This is a genomic window from Cupriavidus necator, from assembly GCF_013141915.1.
GTDB classification, from domain to species: domain Bacteria; phylum Pseudomonadota; class Gammaproteobacteria; order Burkholderiales; family Burkholderiaceae; genus Cupriavidus; species Cupriavidus necator_B.
Map to the genome: position 1 here is coordinate 40,201 of NZ_SROX01000014.1, position 19,618 is coordinate 59,818.

At 67.7% G+C, this 19,618-nt stretch carries 17 protein-coding genes; 1 reads left to right on the forward strand and 16 read right to left on the reverse strand.

The window, feature by feature from the left end:
• Positions 1–314 precede the first annotated feature (314 nt).
• The 11 genes from E5S69_RS22705 to E5S69_RS22755 form a co-directional block, all read right to left on the reverse strand.
• Positions 315–857 (reverse strand): ferritin-like domain-containing protein, encoded by a 543-nt coding sequence (locus tag E5S69_RS22705; RefSeq protein WP_171516857.1) that lies wholly within the window; start codon positions 855–857, stop codon positions 315–317.
• Positions 858–1,116: 259 nt separating this feature from the next.
• Positions 1,117–3,705, reverse strand: coding sequence for an ATP-dependent chaperone ClpB (gene clpB / locus E5S69_RS22710; RefSeq protein WP_171516858.1), 2,589 nt, complete (start codon positions 3,703–3,705; stop codon positions 1,117–1,119).
• Between the two features lie 220 nt (positions 3,706–3,925).
• Complete coding sequence (locus tag E5S69_RS22715) at positions 3,926–4,807, reverse strand: MaoC/PaaZ C-terminal domain-containing protein (RefSeq protein WP_171516859.1); 882 nt, start codon at positions 4,805–4,807, stop codon at positions 3,926–3,928.
• Entirely contained in the window at positions 4,807–6,951 is a 2,145-nt protein-coding gene (locus E5S69_RS22720) for a D-(-)-3-hydroxybutyrate oligomer hydrolase (RefSeq protein WP_171516860.1), read from the reverse strand. The genes E5S69_RS22715 and E5S69_RS22720 overlap by 1 nt, the downstream gene beginning before the upstream one ends.
• A gap of 128 nt (positions 6,952–7,079) precedes the next feature.
• On the reverse strand, positions 7,080–8,633 hold the full coding sequence (locus tag E5S69_RS22725) for an acyl-CoA synthetase (protein ID WP_171516861.1): 1,554 nt from the start codon (positions 8,631–8,633) through the stop codon (positions 7,080–7,082).
• A 14-nt stretch (positions 8,634–8,647) separates the two neighbouring features.
• The gene (locus E5S69_RS22730; RefSeq protein WP_171516862.1) at positions 8,648–9,724 is read right to left on the reverse strand and encodes a branched-chain amino acid ABC transporter permease; all 1,077 of its coding nucleotides are present in this window, start codon (positions 9,722–9,724) and stop codon (positions 8,648–8,650) included.
• A gap of 11 nt (positions 9,725–9,735) precedes the next feature.
• On the reverse strand, positions 9,736–10,764 hold the full coding sequence (locus tag E5S69_RS22735; protein ID WP_171516863.1) for a branched-chain amino acid ABC transporter permease: 1,029 nt from the start codon (positions 10,762–10,764) through the stop codon (positions 9,736–9,738).
• A gap of 196 nt (positions 10,765–10,960) precedes the next feature.
• Complete coding sequence (locus E5S69_RS22740; protein ID WP_171516864.1) at positions 10,961–11,701, reverse strand: ABC transporter ATP-binding protein; 741 nt, start codon at positions 11,699–11,701, stop codon at positions 10,961–10,963.
• On the reverse strand, positions 11,694–12,455 hold the full coding sequence (locus tag E5S69_RS22745; protein ID WP_171516963.1) for an ABC transporter ATP-binding protein: 762 nt from the start codon (positions 12,453–12,455) through the stop codon (positions 11,694–11,696). Before E5S69_RS22745 ends, E5S69_RS22740 begins: the two co-directional genes overlap by 8 nt.
• Before the next feature lie 92 nt (positions 12,456–12,547).
• On the reverse strand, positions 12,548–13,735 hold the full coding sequence (locus E5S69_RS22750; RefSeq protein ID WP_171516865.1) for a substrate-binding domain-containing protein: 1,188 nt from the start codon (positions 13,733–13,735) through the stop codon (positions 12,548–12,550).
• Between the two features lie 107 nt (positions 13,736–13,842).
• Complete coding sequence (locus tag E5S69_RS22755; protein ID WP_171516866.1) at positions 13,843–14,490, reverse strand: TetR/AcrR family transcriptional regulator; 648 nt, start codon at positions 14,488–14,490, stop codon at positions 13,843–13,845.
• 242 nt (positions 14,491–14,732) lie between these two features.
• Between E5S69_RS22755 and E5S69_RS22760 the strand changes: the two genes are divergently transcribed.
• On the forward strand, positions 14,733–15,608 hold the full coding sequence (locus E5S69_RS22760) for an alpha/beta fold hydrolase (protein ID WP_171516867.1): 876 nt from the start codon (positions 14,733–14,735) through the stop codon (positions 15,606–15,608).
• Here E5S69_RS22760 and crcB read toward each other — a convergent pair.
• The 5 genes from crcB to thrC form a co-directional block, all read right to left on the reverse strand.
• A complete protein-coding gene (crcB, locus tag E5S69_RS22765) occupies positions 15,590–15,970 on the reverse strand; it encodes a fluoride efflux transporter CrcB (protein ID WP_171516868.1) in 381 nt (126 codons plus the stop codon). The genes E5S69_RS22760 and crcB overlap by 19 nt on opposite strands.
• On the reverse strand, positions 15,970–16,455 hold the full coding sequence (moaE, locus tag E5S69_RS22770; protein ID WP_171516869.1) for a molybdopterin synthase catalytic subunit MoaE: 486 nt from the start codon (positions 16,453–16,455) through the stop codon (positions 15,970–15,972). Before moaE ends, crcB begins: the two co-directional genes overlap by 1 nt.
• Before the next feature lies 1 nt (position 16,456).
• Positions 16,457–16,714 (reverse strand): molybdopterin converting factor subunit 1, encoded by a 258-nt coding sequence (moaD, locus tag E5S69_RS22775; protein ID WP_171516870.1) that lies wholly within the window; start codon positions 16,712–16,714, stop codon positions 16,457–16,459.
• A 36-nt stretch (positions 16,715–16,750) separates the two neighbouring features.
• On the reverse strand, positions 16,751–17,989 hold the full coding sequence (gene glp, locus E5S69_RS22780; protein ID WP_171516871.1) for a gephyrin-like molybdotransferase Glp: 1,239 nt from the start codon (positions 17,987–17,989) through the stop codon (positions 16,751–16,753).
• 174 nt (positions 17,990–18,163) lie between these two features.
• Entirely contained in the window at positions 18,164–19,609 is a 1,446-nt protein-coding gene (gene thrC / locus E5S69_RS22785; protein WP_171516872.1) for a threonine synthase, read from the reverse strand.
• Positions 19,610–19,618: the final 9 nt, after the last annotated feature.

The window sequence follows — 19,618 nt, forward strand, 5'->3', positions numbered from 1 at the left end:
CAAGACTACCGACCGGGTGATGGGAACGGAACGAAGGGTTTCGCCGATCCATTGCTGTTTTCTGCATAAGATCCGGCGGAAATATGGGCATGCCCGCGAAGGGCACCCGCGGACGCGGATTGCGCCACCGAAGTGGTCAGAACGGCACGCACAAAAGAAAACGCCCGCGCCGGCAAACCGGCGCGGGCGAAGTTTCCATTCTGGAAACGGGTAGACAAGTCATGAAGAGCGCCCCCGCATCTCCATGACAGGACAAAGCTTATCGGGCCGGCCGCCGCGGCGGCTTGACCCATATCAAGTGCGCGGCAATCGCCTCAGCCACCGGCCTGCCGGCTCAGCAGGTCGGCCATCTCGTCGGCATGCTCTTCTTCCACCGCCAGGATCGATTCCATCAGCCGGCGCGAGGTCGGGTCGCGCTCGCCCAGGAACTGGATGATCTCGCGGTAGCTGTCGATGGCGATGCGTTCGGCGACCAGGTCTTCCTTGATCATTTCGGTCAGGGAAGTGCCGGCCACATACTCGGCATGCGAGCGGCTGGTCAGGCCGTCCGGGGCAAAGTCGGGTTCGCCGCCCAGCTGGACGATGCGTTCGGCAATCTGGTCGGCGTGGCCTTGCTCTTCGTTGGAATGCGCCAGGAACTCATCGGCCACGCTCTTCGAGTTCGGCCCCTTGGCCATGAAGTAATGCCGGCGGTAGCGCAGCACGCAGACCAGCTCGGTGGCCAGCGCGTCGTTAAGCAGCTTCAGCACGGTGTCGCGGTCGGCGGCGTAGCCCGCGGTCACCGCCCCGTCGTCGATGTGCTGGCGGGCACGCTCGCGCAGGGTCTTGACGTCTGTGAGGAAAGGCTTGTCGTTCATAAAGGGCTCCTGGGGGATCGGGCTGCGTCGGCGCAGCGCCTTGTACGGAAACTCAACCCTTTTGCAACGCGAAAAGTGTGCCACTTCGGGCCCGCTTGCAATCCCTTGGCGGTCGCGGCCCCCAATACCCTGCCCCGTGCAATATTTGCACGCGTGCAGACTCCATTACACAGCGTCGATGAAGAAAAAAATCCCTGCGCTCTCGCGCAGGGATGATTCGGCAACGCTTGCGCCCCTGTTCGTGGATGCGCAACCGGACTCAATCCAGCATCCGCCCGAACGTGAACTCGCCATCGGCATAATCCACCGGCACCACATCCTTGGCAGCGAACTTGCCTTCCAGGATGGCCCGTGCCACCGGGTTTTCGATCTGCTGCTGGATCGCACGCTTGAGCGGCCGCGCGCCGAACACCGGGTCGTAGCCCGCGCTGGCGATCTTCTCCAGCGCCGTGTCGGTGACCTCCAGCGTCATGTCCATGCGGGCCAGGCGGGCCTGCAGGCGCTGCAGCTGGATGCGCGCGATCGACTCGATATGCTTCTGGTCGAGCGCGTGGAACACCACCACCTCATCGATCCGGTTGAGGAACTCCGGCCGGAAATGCGTGCGCACTTCCTGCCAGACCGCACCCTTGATCGCTTCCTGCGGCTCGCCGGTCATCGACTGGATGATCTGCGAGCCGAGGTTGGAGGTCATCACGATCACCGTGTTCTTGAAGTCCACGGTGCGGCCCTGGCCATCGGTCAGGCGGCCGTCGTCGAGCACCTGCAGCAACACGTTGAAGACGTCCGGGTGGGCCTTCTCGACTTCGTCCAGCAGCACCACGCTGTACGGCTTGCGGCGCACGGCTTCGGTCAGGTAGCCGCCTTCTTCATAGCCCACGTATCCCGGCGGCGCCCCGATCAGGCGGCTGACGCTGTGCTTCTCCATGAATTCGCTCATGTCGATGCGGATCAGGTGCTCTTCCGAATCAAACATGAACTCGGCCAGGGCCTTGCACAGCTCGGTCTTGCCGACGCCGGTCGGGCCCAGGAACAGGAACGAGCCATAGGGCCGGTTCTCGTCCGCGAGGCCGGCGCGCGAACGGCGGATAGCATCGGATACCAGCCGCACGGCCTCGTCCTGGCCCACCACGCGCGCATGCAGGCGGTCTTCCATCTTCAGCAGCTTCTCGCGCTCGCCCTGCATCATCTTCGACACCGGGATGCCGGTGGCGCGGCTGACCACTTCGGCGATTTCCTCGGCGCCCACCTGCGTGCGCAGCAGCTTGTTGGGCTGCTTCTGTTCGCTGGCCTCGGCATCGGTCGCGGCCTTGAGCTTGCCTTCCAGGCCCGGCAGCTTGCCGTATTGCAGTTCGGCCACCTTGTCCAGCTTGCCTTCGCGCTGCAGCTTGGCGATCTCCAGCTTGACCTTCTCGATCTCTTCCTTGAGCGCGGCCGTGCCCTGTGCGGCGCCCTTCTCGGCCTTCCAGATCTCGTCGAGGTCGGCGTATTCCTTTTCCAGGCGCGCGATCTCCTGCTCGATCAGTTCCAGGCGCTTCAGCGAGGCTTCATCGGTCTCCTTCTTGACCGCTTCGCGCTCGATCTTCAGTTGGATGGTGCGGCGCTCGAGCTTGTCCATCGACTCCGGCTTGGAATCGATTTCCATCTTGATGCGCGCGGCGGCCTCGTCAATCAGGTCGATGGCCTTGTCGGGCAGGAAGCGGTCGGTGATATAGCGGTGCGACAGCTCGGCCGCGGCGACGATGGCCGGGTCGGTGATCTCCACGCCGTGGTGCAGCTCATACTTTTCCTGCAGCCCGCGCAGGATGGCAATGGTCGCCTCCACGCTAGGCTCGTCGACCAGCACCTTCTGGAAGCGGCGCTCGAGCGCGGCATCCTTCTCGATGTACTTGCGGTATTCGTCGAGCGTGGTCGCGCCGATGCAGTGCAGCTCGCCGCGCGCCAGCGCCGGCTTGAGCATGTTGCCCGCATCGATCGCGCCCTCGGCCTTGCCGGCGCCGACCATGGTGTGGATCTCGTCGATAAAGACGATGGTCTGGCCCTCGTCCTTGGCCACGTCATTGAGCACCGCCTTGAGCCGTTCCTCGAACTCGCCGCGGTATTTGGCGCCGGCCAGCAGGCCGGCCATGTCGAGCACCAGCACGCGCTTGTGCTTCAGGCTTTCCGGCACCTCGCCGTTGACGATGCGCTGCGCCAGGCCTTCGACGATGGCGGTCTTGCCGACGCCGGGCTCGCCGATCAGCACCGGGTTGTTCTTGGTGCGGCGCTGCAGGATCTGGATTGCGCGGCGGATCTCGTCGTCGCGGCCGATCACCGGATCGAGCTTGCCGATGCGGGCGCGCTCGGTGAGGTCGATGGTGTACTTCTTCAGGGCTTCGCGCTGGCCTTCGGCCTCGGCGCTGTTGACCGAATCGCCGCCGCGCACGGCCTGGATGGCCGACTCCAGCGACTTGCGGCTCAGGCCGTGCTCGCGCGCAATGCGGCCGGCCTCGCCCTTGTCGTCGGCAACGGCCAGCAGGAACAGCTCGCTGGCGATGAACTGGTCGCCGCGCTTGATCGCTTCCTTCTCGGTAGCATTGAGCAGGTTCACCAGGTCGCGGCCGATCTGGACCTCATTGGTGCCCTGCACTTGCGGCAGGCGCTTGAGGGCGGCGTCCAGCGCCGTCTGCAGGCCCTGCACGTTGACGCCGGCGCGCGCCAGCAGCGCCTTGGCGGCGCCGTCGTCCTGCGCCAGCAGTGCGCGCAGCACGTGCTGCGGGTCGATATATTGATTGTCGTTGGCCAGCGCCAGGCTTTGCGCTTCAGCCAGCGCTTCCTGGAACCGGGTGGTCAGCTTGTCAAGACGCATAGGATTCCCTCTCTCGGATAGGTCGTGTCCTGTGCGTGGGCGTTGGCCGCAGCGATGCCGCCGCAGCGTCCGTATGCCCTGCCGGACACTCGATGTCATACCGAAAGATAAGGCTTTGCCGTGACATTTCAAGGCCGCATTTCCGGCGTATTCGCAGCAGGGATGGGGCCGTGCGACACCGTGGTGCGGCACCATGTGATGCCCGCGGTACGCACGGCAGCTACGCGGCGCGGTCCGCGCCCTTGTCGGCCAGGTTGCGCACCAGCACCAGCGATTCGCCCCGCACGACCACCCGGCCATCCCCGCCGGTGACCTCGCTGGCGAGGTTGACGAGGTCCTTGTCCGCGCGCAGCCGCACGATCCGCACGCGCGCCGTCAGCGGCTCATCCAGCCGCGCCGGCGCGGCCAGCCGCAGCGACTGCTTCATCCAGCCCGTGCCGCGGCCGGGCAGCCGGGTGCCAAGCAGGTCCGAAAACATCCCGGCCAGCATTGGCAGCGGCACCACCGGCCCGGCGAAGCCCCGCGCGCGGGCGAAGCCCGCATCAGCGTGGAACGGGTTGGCATCGCCGGTGAGCGCGATGTACTCGTCCAGGTCCGCCGCGGTGAAGGCCCGCGCCGCGGCCGCCTGGTGGCCCGGACGCAGCCCGTACAGGGCGGTGTCGCCGTCGTGCACGGCAGGCTCCGGTCCGGCCGGCCGGCTGCCCAGTGCGGCAGGACTCGCATCCACCAGCCAGCGCGCCTCGCCAATGGCCGTCGCGCGCGGCCCCTGGCCCGGCCCGGCTGCACTGCTCACCGTGGTGGCAAAGGCAGCCAGCCCTGCAGGCGCTGGCTGCGCAGACAGGGCAAACTGCACCGCATCGCCAACGAAGGCCGGCGCCGGGAACATCAGCGTCTGCACGACAGGCAATGCCGGCCCAGGCAGCTGCCGCCAGGTATGCGCGCACAGCAGCGAGAACAGGAACATGCCGTGCGCCACCGTGGCACCAAAATGCGTGCCACGGGCAAAGGCCGGATCGCAGTGGATCGGGTTATCGTCGCGCGACAGCGCGGCGAAGCGGTCGAAATCGCGCTGCGACAGCACGCGCGGCGAGTCACCGTGCATCAGTCGGGCACCTGTACGGTATTGGCGTTCACGGTGATGGCGTTGCCGGGCGCCGGCGCGGGGGCGAACGGCGGCACGTTGGACGGCAGCAGCGCCGGCGCCGGCGTGTTGAGGGTGCCCCCCCGCGGCGTGGTCCGCACCACTTGCGACGGCGGCAGCGCCTTGCCGGTACTGAGGTTGTCGTAGACCGCGTCCAGGGCCCGGTTCAGGTACACGTGCAGCGGCACATAACGATTGCTGTAGCCCGGCACGAGGCCGATGAAGGCATCGAAATGCTGGGCATTCTCGACCTCCACGTATGAGAGCTTGCTGGTCACCCCTTCCTGCTGGCGGTTCAGTCCCAGATACGGGCGCGAGGTATGGTTGACCGGCAGCAGCCCGTCGCTGCGCCCGTGCACGATCACCGCGGGCTTGCCGCGCAGGTTGCCGTTGCGCAGCGTCAGCGCCTGGCCCGCCTGCAACGCGCGCGCGACCGCGTCCGAGCCGCTGAGCAGGCTGCGCAGGCAGTTGGCGCCGTCGTAGTTGAGGTCGGCGCGCAGGGTCGAGGCCGATACCGACGGCAGGTTCAGGTACGGTCCATGCTGCGGATCGCGGTCATTGATCAGTTGCACTGGCGCCTGTGGCGGAATGCCGTTGCCGGTCGCATACATCGACGCCAGCGCGGCGGGGGCGATCGGCGCGGGCTTCAGGTCGGTCAGCGTGGCGGCAAAGCTGTAGCCGCACAGCCGGTCGGTGACGCTGGCCTGGGCATAGGCGTTGGCATAGGTGACCGCGATTGCCGCGGCCACGTCGAATGCGGCCAGCGACGGGTGCAGGTCGTCCGATTCCGCTTCCCAGCCTGCCGCATGCAGCGCCTGCAGCGCGCTGGCGCTCTGCTCGTCGGTCGTCGCGCCGCTGACCAGGCCTTTTTCGGCCAGCGTCTGGCAACGCGCGGCAAAGAACGGCGCCATGGTGGGGTTGGTGTAGAACGGCGCCTGGGTCAGCGCGGTGGCGCGTCCGGCGCAGTGCTGCAGCAGGTTGGCGGTGGTGGTGTAGTCGTACAGCGTATGGCCCGAGGCGGCTACTTGCGCGCCGCCGCGCCGCACCACGATGCCGGTATTGGGCGGCATGTTCAGGTTGGGCTCGGCCACCGCCACGCCGTCGATCAGCCCGCCGGCATCCTGCTCGGCCGCCGCCACGGCGGCGCCGCCGCCGTTGGACACGCTGGAGGCAATCACCAGCACCTTGTCCTGGTCCAGCGTGCGCTGGCGCGTGCCGTTGGCCGATACGGCGCCGAAGCGGTCATTGATGGCCCACAGCGCAAATTCCACCGCCTGCAGCGTGAACTTGCCCCAATCCTTCTCCGGGTTGCGCTGCGAATGCGCGTGCTTGAACGCCAGTCGGTGCGGATTGGCGGCAGTGAAATCCGCCAGCGACGTGGCGCCGGCCGGCGCTGCAAAGTGCGCGTTCTTGCCGGCGGCGGCGCGCGTGGTGCGGGTGCCGTCGATCAGCGGCACCGTGTCGGTATCGAGGTCATGCGGCGCGGCGCCGGTGCCCTTGTCGGTATAGGCCACCGCGCAGCCCCGCTTCAGGCCCCACTCGCCGGTGCCGATGGCGCCATAGACCCCGCGCGAGCCGGAGGATGTCGCAGTGATCAGGCACGGTTTGGCGGTATTGAAGGTGGTCGGTATCTGCACCAGCATGGTCACGTTCTGCTGGCCGGAGCCGTCGTCCGAATACGCCACGTACTCCACGCCCGCGACCTTGCCCTCGGACGCCGTGACATTGCCCTGCGCATCGACGTTGGGCCCATAGAGCGAGCCATAGCCGCCGCCGGCGCTGGTGTCGACAATGGCGCGGTAGTTGGTATAGATCGCATAGCGCCGTAGTTCGGCCGCGGTCGGCGCGGTGGGGTTGAGCGGCAGCGGCACCGTGCTGCTGGCCAGCCCGTCCTTGCCGAGCCCGGCGGTCAGCAGGTCATCGGTGGCGCCGTCGTAGCTGTTGATGGCGACCGTGCCGATATAGGCCGGCTTGGTATTGGGGTTGGTGCCGTTGCCGTTGTGGTCGTCGCTCGATCCGCATGCGGCCAGCAGCGATGCGGCCGCCGCCAGTGCCGTGAGCCTGAGGCCGCGGTGCCACCGCGGCGAATGCTGCGTGGATTGCATGTCAACCTCCTTCTGTCGCCCCGTGCCGGGGCTGTCGAGACATACGTCAATGGAAGACTGCGGAGACTGCGGAAACTGCCACTGCCAACATCGGGAACCCCGGCAAAACGTCCTGACCGCCGCGCGCCTCAGCCACCATTGCCGGTGAAGCCGGCACGCAGCTTGTGCTTTTCCACCTTGCCGGACGGCGTGCGCGGCAGCGCTTCGAGAAAGCGCACCTGGCGCGGCACCTTGTAGCCGGCAAGGTGCGCCTTGCAGTGAGCGACCACGGCATCGGCGCCCAGCACGGCACCCGGCCGCAACACCACCAGCGCCATGCCGACCTCGCCCCAGCGCGCGTCGGGCGTGCCGATCACCGCGGCCTCGGCCACGCCGGGCAGCTGGAACAGCACGTTCTCGACCTCGGCCGGATAAACGTTCTCGCCGCCCGAGATAAACATGTCCTTGGCGCGGTCGACGATGTAGTAGTCGCCGTCTTCGTCGCAATAGGCGATGTCGCCGGAATGCAGCCAGCCGTCGCGCAGCGCCTGCGCGGTGGCCTCGGGCAGGTTCCAGTAGCCCGGCGTCACGCCCGGCCCCTTGATCAGCAGCTCGCCGCGCTCGCCGGGGCCCACGTCGGCACCCAGCGGATCGACGATGCGGGTCAGCATCGAGCCCACCGGCTTGCCGATGCTGCCGATCTTGCGGCGCGCCGTGTCCTCGTCGCAAAGGAAGACCGTGGGACCGGTCTCGGTCATGCCGAAGCCGAAGCGGATGGTCACGCCCTTGTCCAGGTAGGCTTGCAGCAATGGCCGGGGCACCGGCGAGCCGCCCGCCCCCATCGTGCGCACGCCGGACAAGTCCGCCTGTGCAAAGCGCGGGTGCTGGCTCAGGAACAGGTACACCGCCGGCACCGCGAAGAACATGGTGATGCCCTCGCCGCTGCTGCGATCAAGCCGGGCCAGCACGGCCAGCGGCTCGAACTGCCGCATGATGTGCACCGTGCCGCCGGCGTGCAGCACCGGGTTGGCGTACAGGTTCAGGCCGCCGGTATGGAAGAACGGCAGCACGTTGAGGAACACGTCGTCGCGCGTGATCTGGTTGGCCAGCATCGCATTGACGGCGTTGAAGAACACCATGCCATAGGTCTGGATCACGCCCTTGGGCTTGCCGGTGGTGCCGGAGGTGTACAGCAGGTGCCAGATTTCGCTCTCGTCGCGGCACGGCATCTCGATGATGCGCCCCGATGCGGCATCGAGCACGGCCTCGTATTCGGTCCAGCCGCCGGGCACGTCGGCGGCTTCGTCATCGGCCAGGTGCAGCACCGCGCGCAACGGCATGGCACGGGCCAGTTCCGCCGCCACGCCCAGGAAGCCGTCGCCGGCCACCAGCACTTCAGGCGTGCAGTCCTGCAGGATCGGCAGCAGTTCGGCCGCGGGCAGGCGCCAGTTCAGGCACACCATCACCATGCCGGCCTTGGCGCAGCCGTACAGCATCTCGAAATAGTCCGAGCTGTTGTGCGCCAGCACCGCCACGCGCGTGCCCGGCGCCAGGCGCAGGTGGTCGCGCAGGTATTCGGCAAAGCGGCTGGCACGTTCGTCGACATGGCGATAGGTCACGTGGCGGCCGCTCTCCACGTCGACCAGCGCGACCTTGTCGGGGAAGTGCTGCGCGTTCCTGTGCAGCCAGTCGATGACGTACATGGGCCCGCCTCCGCTCAGCTCGCGATATCCTGCACGGGCCCGGTGCCGCGCAGCCGTCCCACCACGCCCTGTGGGAAATAATAGACGCTCAGGACAAAAAGCAGGCCCAGCCACAGCAGCCACCGGTCCGGGTGCAGCAGCGACGACAGCAGGGGCAGCGCGGCGGTGCCGTCGCTGGCCAGCTTCATCACGTCCTGGAGGTAAGTCTGCGCCACCAGGAACAGCACGGTGCCGATCACGGCGCCGTAGAGCGTGCCCATGCCGCCGATCACCACGATCAGCAGGATGTCGACCATGATCTCGAACGACAGCGAGGTGTCGGGGCCGTTGTAGCGCAGCCAGACCGCCATCAGCACGCCTGCCAGCGTGGCGAACATCGCCGACAGCACCGTCGACACCGTGCGGTACACCACGGTGCGGTAGCCGATGGCCTCGGCGCGGAAGTCGTTCTCGCGGATCGCCTGCAGCACCCGGCCGAACGGCGAGTTGACGATGCGCAGCAACGCCAGGAACAGCCCCAGCGCGCCGGCGAACACCAGGTAGTAGCTGAGCAGCTTGCCGCTCAGCGGCACGCCCAGCCATTCGGTGTCGCCCAGCGTGAAGCCGGGACGCAGCACCTCGGGCACCTTGAAGGTCAGGCCGTCCTCGCCGCCGGTCCATTCCGACAGCTGCGACACCAGCGTGGCAAAGGCGGTGGCCACCGCGAGCGTGATCATGGCAAAGAAGATCGCCCGTACCCGCAGCGAGAACAGCCCGATCAGTAAGGCCAGCAGCGCCGACACCGCCAGCGCGCCGGCCGTGCCGGCCAACAACGCGCCCCATCCCGGCTCCATGCGCGACATGGCGATGGCGACGCCATAGCCGCCGATGCCGAAGAACATGGTGTGGGCAAACGAGACGATGCCGGTATAGCCCAGCAGCAGGTCATAGCTGGCCACCAGCACGACGAAGATGCAGATCTTGGCCGCCATGTTCAGCGCGCGCGCGCCGGGGAACGCAAACGGCGCGCACGCCAGCGCCACCAGGATCAGCAGCAAGAGCGCCGCCAGCACGCGGCTGCGCGGCAGGTCGCCGGAGAGAAGTCGGATCATGGTCGTTGCCCTCAGCGCCGCGCCACCGGGAACAGCCCTTGCGGGCGCCACAGCAGGATCAGCATCATCAGCAGGATGTTGGAGAACAGCGCCACCTTGGGGAACAGGAAGCCGGTGTAGTTGGCCATCAGTCCCACCAGCAGCGCGCCGACGAAACAGCCCGTGGTCGAACCCAGCCCGCCAATGATGATCACGATGAAGATCAGCACATTGAGCTGCGCGCCGATCGCCGCCGTGATGTTCTGCTGGTACAGACCCCACAGCACGCCGCCCAGCCCGGCCAGCGCCGCGCCCGCGACGAACACCCCGATAAACAGGCGGCGCACGCGGTATCCCAGCGCCTCGACCATCTCGCGGTTTTCCACGCCGGCGCGGATCAGCAGGCCGATGCGGGTGCGGTTGAGCAGCAGCAGCATGGCGATAAAGATCACCAGGCCCAGCGCCATCGCGATCAGCCGGTATTTTTCGATCGCCGCGTCGCCGAGCAGGACCGCGCCGCGGAAGGTGGTAGGCACCTGCAGCGCGATGGTTTCCGGGCCCCAGATCGCCTTGATCAACTGCTCGGCCACGATCATGCCGCCCATCGTGATCAGGATCTGCTTCAGGTGCTGGCCGTAGACCGGACGCACCACCACGCGCTCGAAGAACAGCCCCACTGCGCCCGCCGCGACCATTGCTGCGGCAATCGCCAGGGCAAAGACGGACAGGTTCAGCGCCAGGCTGTCGGCCTCGACCCAGCCGGCCAGCGGCAGCAGCACCGAGGCCGCGACATAGGCGCCCAGCGCGATGAACGCGCCATGCCCGAAGTTGAGCACGTCCATCAGGCCGAACACCAGCGTCAGTCCGGACGACACCACGAAGATGATCATGCCCATCGCCAGGCCGGCAATGGTCAGCGTCAGCCAGGTGGAGGGGCTGCCGATCAGGGGGAAGGCAAGCAGCATCAGCAAAGGCGCGAGCGCCAGTGGGGTCCAGTCGAGGCGGACGCTGGGCGGTGCAGCCGGGCTTGCGGCCTGCAAGGTGGTTGATGAAGTCGTCATGTGTCTCGTCCTGCCGCGCAATTTTTTTCGCGCGTTGTGTGCTCCCTCTCCCGCTTGCGGGAGAGGGTTGGGGAGAGGGCCGGCGCTGCGACGAAGTGCTGCCGCACTGTGCTTGGCAAACGCCTGCCCTCTCCCCCGGCCCCTCTCCCGCAAGCGGGAGAGGGGAGCCAACAACCGGTCTCGCTCACCGCCCTCGTTACTGGTGCGCCGCCAGCGACAACCCCAGCAGCCGCTGCTGCAGCCCCTCATCCTGCGCCAGTGCCGCCATCGCGCCGGTATGCACGGTGCGCCCGTCGTCCATCACCGCCACCGTGTCCCCCACTGACTTCGCCATATGGAAGTTCTGCTCCACCAGCAGGATCGACACCTCGGTCTGCTTCAGCTCGCGGAACACCTGGATCATGTTCTGGATGATCGCCGGCGCCAGGCCCTTGGTGGGTTCATCGACGATCAGCAGCTGGCGCGGCTCGATGATGGCGCGCGCCACCGACAGCATCTGCTTCTGCCCGCCCGACAAGACGCCGGCGCGCTGGTGCCAGAAGGTCTTGAGTGCCGGAAACATGCGGAACACCCAGTCCAGCCGGCGTTCGTCGATGGCGCCGGTGCGCGCGGCGAGGCGCATGTTCTCGGCCACGGTCAGGTCGGAGAACACACTCATGTTTTCTGGCACGTAGGCAATGCCGGCCTGCGCGATCGCCGGCGTGCTCTGGCGCGTGATATCGGCGCCGTTGAAGCTGACGGTGCCGGCGCTGGCCTGCCACAGGCCCATGATGGTGCGCAGCGTGGTGGTCTTGCCGGCACCGTTGCGCCCCAGCAGCATGGTCACGCCGCCGCGCGGCACCGCGAAGCTCACGCCATGCAGGATATGGTACGGGCCGATATGGGTCTGCACGCCCTGCAGGCGCAGGATCGGCTCCGCCGCGGTCATGTCAGCCATGGCGGCCCTCCTCTTCGGGCAGGCCCAGGTAAGCCTGCTGCACCACCGGCGACGCGATCACCTCGGCCGGGTCGCCGTCGGCCACCAGCGTGCCGTTGTGCAGCACGATGATGCGGTCGGCCAGCGAACGCACCACGTCCATCTTGTGTTCCACCAGCAGCACGGTCTTGCTGCGGTCCTGGCGAATCTCGCGGATCAGGTCCAGAATCACCGGCACTTCGTCGACGCTCATGCCCGCGGTCGGCTCATCGAACATGAACACGCGCGGCTGCAGCGCGAGCAGGATGCCGACCTCCAGCTTGCGCTGGTCGCCATGCGGCAGCGACGCCACCGTCAGTTGCCGCTTGCCGGCCAGCGCCACGCGCTCGAGGATGGCCATGGCCTGCGCCTGCAGGTCGCGGTGGCCCGACCACATCGAGAACAGGTCGATGCCGCGCTGTTGCCGCGCCTGCACGGCCAGACGCACGTTCTCCAGCACCGACAGCTGCGGGAACAGGCTGGTCAGCTGGAACGCGCGGCCGATGCCGCGCCGGGTCTTCTGCGACACCGGCAGCCGCGTCACGTCCTCGCCATCGAGCAGGATCTGCCCGGCCGTGGGCGGCAGCTGCCCCGAGATCAGGTTGAAATACGTGGTCTTGCCGGCGCCGTTGGGCCCGACGATGCAGGTCAGCTCGCCGGGGCGGAACGCGCACGACACCGCATTGACGGCCACGTGGCCGCCAAAGCGGATGGTGAGCCCGCGCGTTTCCAGCAGCGGCCGCGCGGCGCTGGCGGCCGCGCCCGCGGGCTGGCCCAGCGGCTGCGCTGGCGCCGGCGCGGCCCTGGCAAAGGAGGCGGGCGTGTCCATCAGCGGTGGTTGCGCACGGGCACGTTCATTTCCTCGGGCTTGATCTCGCGCACCAGCTCGGGCACGCCCCAGGCGAAGGCGGGATCCACCTTGATCTTGAAGTGGTACATCGACTGCATCGCCTGATGGTCTTCCTTGCGGAAGGTCATCTTGCCCTTGGGCGTGTCGAACGACATGCCTTCCATCGCCGCGATCAACTTGTCGGTGCCGGTTTCGCCATGGGTCTTCTTCAGGGCCTCTACCAGCGCGATGCCCGCGCTCATGCCGCCGGCGGTGAAGAAGTCGGGGGGCGCCTTGAACTTGCTGTAGTGGTTGGACACCAGCCACTCGTTGGCCTTGTTCTTGGGGATGCCGAAGTAGTAGTACGTGGCCCCTTCCATGCCGGGGAAGTTCTTGTAGCTGGCCATCGCGGGCAGGATGTTGCCGCCGGTGGCAATCTCGATGCCGTAGCGCTTGGGATCGAGATCGGCAATCTTGAACGGGTTGCCGGCACCCGCCCAGATGATGAAGATGACCTTGCGGCCCGGCTTGTCCTTGAGCGCATCGAACAGCCGCTGCGCCCCGGCGGTGAAGTCCGTGGTGCTGGTCGGCAGGTATTCCTCATGCACGATCTTCGCGTGCTTCAGCGCGCCCTTGAACGCCTTCACGCCGTCGCGGCCGAAGGCGTAGTCCTGCGCCAGGGTGGCGATGGTCACGCCCGGCTTGTCCAGCGCCACCGCGTTGGAGATCGCATCCTGCGACGAGTTGCGCCCGGTGCGGAAGATATAGCGGTTCCACTTGTCGCCGGTGATCGAGTCGGCCACGGCGGGCTCGACCAGCAGCACCTTCTTGTATTCCTCGGCCACCGGCAGCATCGCCAGCGCCGTGCCGGACGAGGTCGGGCCCACGGCAATGTCGGCGCGGTCGTCGCTGTAGGCCGCGGCGAGCTGGGCCTTGGCCACGTCCGGCTTGCCCTGGGTGTCTTTTTCGATCACCACCAGCTTGTTGCCGTTGACGGTCATGGTGCCGTTGGTTGCGTATTCCAGGCCCATCATCAGGCCGGTCTGGGTCTGCTTGGCATAGGCCTCGAGCGCGCCGGTCTTGTCATAGACGTGTGCGATGCGGATGTCCTTGGCCAGCGCGGCGCCGGCGCCGAGCAGCGCGGCGGCCATGACCAGCGCGCGTACGGCGTGGGGATTGCGATGCATTGCGGTCTCCTGTGTTCGGTTTCGTTTGTGTTTGTAAGGGTGAAACCTGCTGCAACGGCGTGGCATGCCGGTTGCCGGCGCATGCGGGCCGGTACTGCGGCGCGCGTCTAGCGGGGCTGCAGGCCGTGCGCGATCAGGTCGAAGGCGGTGTCGACCACCTTCTCCATCGACGGCGGGCGCTTCCAGCGCGCATAGCGCATGCCCAGGAAATTGCTGATGCCGATCAGGCACCACGCGCGCACCTCGGCATCGCCGGGCACGATTTCGCCCTGCTCTTCGGCGCGGGTCAGGCGCCGGCTGTAGAGCTCGGCGAACACCTGGAAATAGCTGCTGTAGATGGTTTCGTCCACCGAGTACGAATCCAGCACGATCCGGTACAGGTTCTTGTGGCGCGAAACGAAAGAGAGAAACGCCTTCAGGCCCAGGCGCTCGGCCTCCAGCTGGGTTTCCGCGGCGCCCACGTGCTTGCGCAGGTGCGCGCGCACCAGATCGAGCATATGCGCGACCAGCGCGCGGAAGATGTCTTCCTTGTCCTTGAAGTACAGGTAGAAGGTGCCCATCGCCACCTTGGCTTCCTGCGTGATCTCGGAGATCGACGCGGCGTAGTAGCCCTTTTCGCCGAACACCTTCTCGGCGGCGCGCAGCAGGGCCTCGCGTGTCTTCTGCCCGCGCGCGGTCTTGGGCGAACCCATGCCGCCGGCCGGGCCGGTGGCGTCGTCGGCTACGCCGGTGTCGCCAGTCTGGGTGGTGGACATCTTGTCTCCGGTGGCGCTGGGCGCCTTGTCATGGAAATGCCGACCGCTCTGCCGCTACCCCGGGCGGACAGCACGCCCCCGCCGCGGCGCTGCGCCCCCGGCCTGGCAATCAGGCAAAACCTGATATCTGATTCATGTTTCATCGTATAAATTGAGTCCGGTGGATGTCAATAGAGGGGCACCCTCACCCGGGCGCGTCCCAGGCATTTTTTTCTCTACCCTTTGCCAGCCGAGACCCGCCGTTGGACGCTTCCGATCCGGTACTTGCCAGCCCCGCCGCGCCCCCCTTTGCGGTCCATGCGGCGCGCGGCGCCCTGCCGGGATGGCGCGAAACCGGCCAGGGGCGGCCCTTGCTGTTGCTCCATGGCTGGTCGGTCACCGGCGACGCCTTTGACGGACAGCGCGTGCTGGCGGCAGCCGGGTTCCGCGTGATCGCGCCCGATCATGCCGGCCACGGGCTGTCGCGGCGGCGCGCGGGCGCTACCGTCGCGGCGCTCGCGCAAGACGTGGCCGCGCTGGTCGGGTACCTCGGGTTGGCTGACGTGGTGGTGGCGGGCTGGTCGATGGGCGCGTTGGTGGCCTGGGCGCTGCTGCGCGACGCCCCGCAGCTGCCGCTGGCGGCGGTGGGGAGCATCGACATGACGCCCCGGCTGGCCACTGGCCCGGGCTGGCCGCATGGGCTGCACGGCCATTACGACATGGCCCAAGCCCGGCAGATGGCAGACCGCGTCCGTGCGGACTGGCCCCGGCTGGCGCCCTCGGTGGCATCAGGTTTGTGGGCCGCGGGACGGTGCCCGCAGGCCGCGGCGACACAGCGCATTGCGCACATGGCGCAGCAGTGCGATGCCGCAACGCTCGCCAGCCTGTGGGTAGACATGGCGGGGCAGGATTTCCGCGAGACGCTGCGCGCGGCGCGGCTGCCGCTGTTCCACCTGTACGGCGAGGCCAGCCGGCTGTATGCGCCGTCGGTGGGCGTCGCCACGCGGGCATTGCACCCCGCCGCGGGATTCAGCGTGGTGTCCGGCGCCGGCCACAGCCCGCATATGGAGCGGACAGCAGCATTCAATGCCGCGCTGCTCGCGCTGATCCGGCAGGCGGATCAGGCCAGCATGCGATAGGTCCAGAGGCCCAGCGCGGTCAGCAGCAATGAGCCGCCGAGATGCAGCAGCAGGTGCATCGCCGCCCAGCCATAGTCACCCGCGATCAGGTTGGCCACGGTTTCGCTCGAGAACGTCGAAAAGGTGGTCAGCCCGCCCAGGAAACCGGTGATGGCCAGCAGCCGCCACTCCGGCGGCAGGCCGGCGTGGGTATCGAAGAAGCCGACCGCCAGCCCGATCAGATAGCCGCCCAGCAGGTTGGCGGCAAGCGTGCCATAGGGTAGCGCGGGATTGACGGCATTCCACAGCACGGCGAAACCCCAGCGCAGCCATGCCCCCGCCGCGGCGCCGACACCGACGGCGACAAACCCCATCGGCCCCATCAGGCCTCGCCCTCGCCGCTGGCGTTGATCGACGCGATACCCCAGCGCTTCAGCGCGTCTTCATCGGTCACGCGCGCATCGACCCAGCGCGCGCCCTCCGGCGTTTCTTCCTTCTTCCAGAACGGCGCTTCGGACTTGAGGTAGTCCATGATGAATTCGCAAGCCGCGAACGCATTGCCGCGATGCTTCGATGCGACCGCGACCAGCACGATCTGGTCCAGCGGCAGCAGCGGGCCGACGCGATGGATGACGGTAACGCCCAGCAGTTCCCAGCGCGCGCACGCCGCCGCTTCGATCTGCGCCAGCGCCTTCTCGGTCATGCCCGGGTAGTGTTCCAGCTCCATCGCGCTGACGGCGCTGCCCTCGCTGACATCGCGCACAGTGCCGATAAAGCTGGCCACCGCGCCGACCTGCGGATTGCCGGCGCGCAGCGCCGCGACCTCAGCGCCCAGGTCGAAATCCTCGCGCTGTACCCTGACGCTCATCTCAGCCTCCGGTAACGGGCGGGAAGAAGGCCACCTCGCAGCCATCGGCGATCGCCGTATCGGGGCGCGCCACCGCGTGGTCGACGGCCATGCGCAGCGCGCGGCCTTCGGCCAGGGTCTCGGCCCACGCGCCGCCGCGCTGGCGCAGCCACTGGCGCAGCTCGCCTACGGTGCGCACCTCGGCCGGCACCTCGGCACGCTCCTCGGCCACGCCGAGCTGTTCGCGCACGCTGGCGAAGAATCGTAGTTCGATGGTCATGACGCTGCCTCTGTCCTTGCTGGTGATGCGGGCCGCCTAGGCAAGCAGGCCGTCAAACGGGATGAATTGCACGATGTCGCCGCGCGCGATGGCCTGGTTGGGCGGGTTGTCGATCAGCCCGTCTCCCCATACCGTGGAAGTCAGCACGCCGGAGCTCTGGTTGGGGAACAGGTCCAGGCCGCCTTCACCGTTGATGCGCGCGCGCAGGAACTCATTGCGGCGGTCGCCCTTGTTCAGCGCGAAATCGGCGCGCAGCGGCAGGCGACGCGGCGCCACGTCGGCCACGCCTTGCAGGCGCAGGATGAACGGGCGCACGAACAGCAGGAAGGTGACGAAGCTGGACACCGGGTTGCCCGGCAGGCCCAGGAAAAACGCCGGCGCACTGCCATTGCCAACCTGCCCGAACGCCAGCGGCTTGCCCGGCTTGATCGCGATCTGCCACATGTCGAGGCGACCCTCGGCTTCGACGGCGGGCTTGATATGGTCTTCCTCGCCGACCGACACGCCACCCGAGGTAATGATCAGGTCATGGCCCTGCGCCGCGCGGCGCAACGTGTCGCGCGTGGCGGCGAGCGTGTCCGGCACGATGCCGAAGTCGGTGACCTCGCAGCCCAGGTTTTCCAGCAGGCCGCGCAGCGTGAAGCGGTTGGAGTTGTAGATGGCGCCCGGCTTCAGCGGCTCGCCCGGCATCGCCAGTTCGTCGCCGGTGAAAAACACCGCGACGCGCACGCGGCGCACCACGTCCAGCTTCGCCTGGCCCACCGAGGCGGCCAGGCCCAGCGCCTGCGGCGTCAGCCGCGTGCCAGCCGGCAGGATCACGCTGCCGGCCTCGATATCCTCGCCGGCGCGCCGCACCCATTCGCCGGAATGCGGCGCGTGGTTGACGATCACGTCTTCGCCGTCGGCCGTGCATTGCTCCTGCATCACCACGGCGTCGGCCCCTGGCGGGATCAGGCCGCCGGTGAAGATGCGCGCGGCGGTGCCGGGTTCCAGCGCCGTGCCGACATGGCCGGCGGGAATCCGTTGCGATACGCGCAGGCGCGTGCCCGCCGCCGGCACATCGGCGGCGCGCAGGGCGTAGCCGTCCATCGAGGTATTGTCGGCTGGCGGCACGCGCAGCGTGCTCGCCACCGGCGCGGCCAGCACGCGGCCATTGGCTGCAAGCGTGTCGATGGACTCGGCCTGCGCCAGCGGACGGGCGGCGCCAAGCAGCGCGTCGAGCGCCTGGGCCATGGTCAGCATCGGGGGGCGGGAAGGTGCTGCGGCTTGGGTCATGGTGCGATGTGGGAAAGAGTTGGCCCACGAAAAACTGCCCGCGCATTGCCCGCACCCGCTGTGTGGGCTGGCAATCCGGGGGCCGAAGCTCGGGCCCGCAGCCTGATTGTAGCGAGTTGGCCCGGACCCGGCACGCGGCGGCGCCGCGCAGCCACGTCCGCGCCCCTCGCGCACTCACAGGCCGGTGTGGCGGGCGATATAGGCCTTCACTTGTGCGGCGTCGGCCGGCATCACCTCGAAGCGCTGCGGCAGGCTCTCGATGCCCTCGAACTTCGCCGGACGCTCCGGCTCATGGCCGAGCGCTTCGCGGATGGTGTCGGCAAACTTGGCCGGCAGCGCGGTTTCCAGCACCACCATCGGCACCCCGGCGCTGAGATGCTCGCGCGCCACCTTGACGCCGTCGGCGGTGTGGGTATCGATGGTGACGCCATAGCGCGACGACAGGTCGCGGATGGTCGCCAGCCGGTCCTCGTGCGTGCTGCGTCCCGAGACGAAGCCGAACGCGCGGATGCGGTCGAATTCCGGCGTGCCCGCCAGGTCGAAACCGCCCCGCTCTTCCACGTCGCGGAATAGCGCGGCCAGCTTGCCGGCGTCCTGGCCCAGCAGGTCAAACACGAAGCGCTCGAAGTTCGACGCCTTGGAGATGTCCATGCTCGGGCTGGAGGTGTGGTAGGTCTCGGCCGACTTGCGCACGCGGTAAGCGCCGGTGCGGAAGAACTCGTCGAGCACGTCGTTCTCGTTGGTCGCGACCACCAGCTTGTCGATCGGCAAGCCCATCATGCGCGCGATATGGCCGGCGCAGACATTGCCGAAATTGCCCGACGGCACGCAGAACGAGACCTTCTGGCCCGGGCCGTCGGTGGCCAGCAGCCAGCCCTTGAAGTAGTACACCACCTGGGCCACCACGCGCGCCCAGTTGATCGAGTTGACCGTGCCGATCTTCTGGCGCGCCTTGAATGCGTGGTCGTTCGAGACCGCCTTGACGATGTCCTGCGCGTCATCGAACACACCGTCGATGGCGATGTTGAAGATGTTCGGATCCTGCAGGCTGAACATCTGCGCGGTCTGGAACGCGCTCATCTTGCGATGCGGGCTCAGCATGAACACGCGGATGCCGCGCTTGCCGCGCATCGCATATTCGGCGGCGCTGCCGGTGTCGCCGGAGGTGGCACCCAGGATGTTCAGCTCCTGCCCGGCACGCGCCAGCGCGTACTCGAACAGGTTGCCGAGCAGCTGCATCGCCATGTCCTTGAACGCTAGCGTCGGGCCGTTGGACAAGCCCAGCAACTGCAGCTTCGTGCCGCCCTCTTCGCCCAGCGTGCGCAGCGGCGTGATGTCGGCGGTGTTGTCGCCGGCGCGCGCGTTGCAATACACCTCTGGCGTATAGGTCTTGCGCGTCAGCGCGCGCAGGTCCTCGGCCGGGATGTCGTCGCAGAACTTGCTCAGGATCTCGTAGGCCAGGTCGGCATACGACAGCTTGCGCCACGCTTCAAGTTCGTCGGCGCTGACCTGCGGATACTGCGCGGGCAGGTACAGGCCACCGTCCGGCGCGAGGCCGCCCAGCAGGATCTCGGAAAACGATTGCGGCATTTCATGGCCGCGGGTCGACTGGTATTTCATGGGAATCGT

What these genes read in the sequence shown, in the direction of transcription:
- E5S69_RS22725 (WP_171516861.1), bottom strand. Translation starts at nt 8,633, where the DNA reads ATGTACGTCATCGACTGGCTGCACAGGAACGCGCAGCACTTCCCCGAC.
- glp (WP_171516871.1), bottom strand. Translation starts at nt 17,989, where the DNA reads ATGACCCAAGCCGCAGCACCTTCCCGCCCCCCGATGCTGACCATGGCC.
- E5S69_RS22735 (WP_171516863.1), bottom strand. Translation starts at nt 10,764, where the DNA reads ATGACGACTTCATCAACCACCTTGCAGGCCGCAAGCCCGGCTGCACCG.
- thrC (WP_171516872.1), bottom strand. Translation starts at nt 19,609, where the DNA reads ATGAAATACCAGTCGACCCGCGGCCATGAAATGCCGCAATCGTTTTCC.
- E5S69_RS22730 (WP_171516862.1), bottom strand. Translation starts at nt 9,724, where the DNA reads ATGATCCGACTTCTCTCCGGCGACCTGCCGCGCAGCCGCGTGCTGGCG.
- clpB (WP_171516858.1), bottom strand. Translation starts at nt 3,705, where the DNA reads ATGCGTCTTGACAAGCTGACCACCCGGTTCCAGGAAGCGCTGGCTGAA.
- moaE (WP_171516869.1), bottom strand. Translation starts at nt 16,455, where the DNA reads ATGAGCGTCAGGGTACAGCGCGAGGATTTCGACCTGGGCGCTGAGGTC.
- crcB (WP_171516868.1), bottom strand. Translation starts at nt 15,970, where the DNA reads ATGGGGCCGATGGGGTTTGTCGCCGTCGGTGTCGGCGCCGCGGCGGGG.
- E5S69_RS22755 (WP_171516866.1), bottom strand. Translation starts at nt 14,490, where the DNA reads ATGTCCACCACCCAGACTGGCGACACCGGCGTAGCCGACGACGCCACC.
- E5S69_RS22715 (WP_171516859.1), bottom strand. Translation starts at nt 4,807, where the DNA reads ATGCACGGTGACTCGCCGCGCGTGCTGTCGCAGCGCGATTTCGACCGC.
- E5S69_RS22705 (WP_171516857.1), bottom strand. Translation starts at nt 857, where the DNA reads ATGAACGACAAGCCTTTCCTCACAGACGTCAAGACCCTGCGCGAGCGT.
- E5S69_RS22740 (WP_171516864.1), bottom strand. Translation starts at nt 11,701, where the DNA reads ATGGCTGACATGACCGCGGCGGAGCCGATCCTGCGCCTGCAGGGCGTG.
- moaD (WP_171516870.1), bottom strand. Translation starts at nt 16,714, where the DNA reads ATGACCATCGAACTACGATTCTTCGCCAGCGTGCGCGAACAGCTCGGC.
- E5S69_RS22720 (WP_171516860.1), bottom strand. Translation starts at nt 6,951, where the DNA reads ATGCAATCCACGCAGCATTCGCCGCGGTGGCACCGCGGCCTCAGGCTC.
- E5S69_RS22750 (WP_171516865.1), bottom strand. Translation starts at nt 13,735, where the DNA reads ATGCATCGCAATCCCCACGCCGTACGCGCGCTGGTCATGGCCGCCGCG.